We start from the raw sequence: 1496 nt of genomic DNA, 5'->3' as shown, positions 1-1496 counted from the left end.
CTCACGGACGGGGACGGGCCCGGGCGGGGTCGCCACGGGGTCGACTGTGCGGTTCACGGCCGCCGGTGTCGGCCGGACCGACGCGCCCGGCGCGCGAAGAACCGCCCGTCGATCGCGTCGACGACGATCGACTGCGCGAACGCGGTGCTGAGGTTCTCCGAGGTGATCACGTCGTCGATCAGGCCGGTGGCCGTGACCCCTCCCTCCGCGAGGAGCATCGCGTGGGTGAAACCCGGGGGTATCTCCTCCACGTGGTGGGTCACCAGGACGGTGGCGGGCGCGTCGGGGTCGAGGGCCATGTCCGCCAGACGGGCGACCAGATCCTCCCGGCCCCCCAGGTCCAGCCCCGCCCCCGGCTCGTCGAGCAGGAGCAGCTCCGGGTCGGTCATCATCGCGCGGGCGATCAGCACCCGCTTGCGCTCACCCTCCGAGAGGGTCCCCCAGGTCCGGTCGGCCAGGTGCTCTCCGCCGATCATCTCCAGCGTGTCCGCCGCGCGGTCGAAGTCGGCCTGGTCGTACGCCTCCCGCCACCGGCCCAGCACGGCGTACCCGGCGGAGACCACCAGGTCCTTGACCACCTCGTCGCCGGGGATCCGGCCGGCCACCGCCGCGGACGACAGGCCCACCCGGCTGCGGAGCTCGGTGACCTCGGTGCGACCCAGTTGCTCCCCCAGGATCACCGCCGAACCGGTGCTCGGGTACTCGAGCGCCGAGGCGATCCGGAGCAGCGAGGTCTTGCCCGCACCGTTGGGGCCCAGGACGACCCACCGCTCGTCCAACTCGACCTGCCAGGTGACGGGGCCCACCAGCGTCCGCCCGTCCCTCCGGAGCGAGACGTCGGTCAGGTCCAGGACGAGGTCGGGATCGGTCTCGATAGGCGTTCTCACGGACCCCATCTAACCCCCTATCCGGTGGCCGGGTGGCGAGGAACACGGCTCGTGCGCGTGAACACCGGCGCGACGCCCCTCCCCGATCGACGCCCGCTTCGATAGCGTCGTGTGCGTAGAGGCGTCCGCACCCCGGAGCCCGCAGCCGAGAGGAGCACCGACGTGAACGACCGTCTGGCCATCGACGAGGTCCGCCCCCTGGTCTCCTGCGGGAGGTTCCCCGCCAAGTCGGTCGTGGGTGAGGTGGTGCCGATCTCGGCGACCGTGTGGCGGGAGGGCCACGACGCGCTGTCGGCGAGCCTGGTGGTCCGCCGTCCCGGTGGGGCCTCCTCCCGGACGACCATGTCCCCCGGGGTGGAGGCGGACACCGTCCACGCGCTGCTCACCACCGACGCCCCCGGGATGTGGTCGTTCCGTGTCGAGGCCTGGTCGGATCCGTTCGCCACGTGGAACAGCGGCATCGTCAAGAAGATGGACGCCGGCCAGGGCGCCGACGTCCTGGGCAACGAGTTCGAGGTGGGCGCCCGGGTCCTGGACGCCGGCGCCGCACAGGCGATCGCGTCGGGCGACCCCGACCGGGCCACGCTGCTGACGGATGCGGCCACCGCG

Annotated in this window: 2 protein-coding genes; one reads left to right on the top strand and one right to left on the bottom strand. The window is 72.8% G+C overall.

Annotated features, from left to right (window positions below; all coding sequences use genetic code 11):
* Nucleotides 1-53: 53 nt before the first annotated feature.
* The gene (locus tag G6021_RS10695; RefSeq protein WP_182611180.1) at nt 54-896 is read right to left on the bottom strand and encodes an ABC transporter ATP-binding protein; all 843 of its coding nucleotides are present in this window, start codon (nt 894-896) and stop codon (nt 54-56) included.
* Between the two features lie 153 nt (nt 897-1049).
* Between G6021_RS10695 and G6021_RS10690 the strand changes: the two genes are divergently transcribed.
* A partial coding sequence (locus tag G6021_RS10690) for a maltotransferase domain-containing protein (protein ID WP_182641263.1) occupies nt 1050-1496 on the top strand: 447 nt, incomplete at its 3' end.

Origin of the sequence: Dietzia sp. CW19, from assembly GCF_014145265.1 — a bacterium.
Taxonomy (GTDB): domain Bacteria; phylum Actinomycetota; class Actinomycetes; order Mycobacteriales; family Mycobacteriaceae; genus Dietzia; species Dietzia natronolimnaea.
Note: the sequence above shows the minus strand (reverse complement) of the source record. Positions and strands in the feature narration are given on the sequence as shown.

Bases quoted from the DNA above. Each gene is read 5' to 3' on its own strand.
- G6021_RS10695 (WP_182611180.1), bottom strand. From the start codon at position 896: ATGGGGTCCGTGAGAACGCCTATCGAGACCGATCCCGACCTCGTCCTG.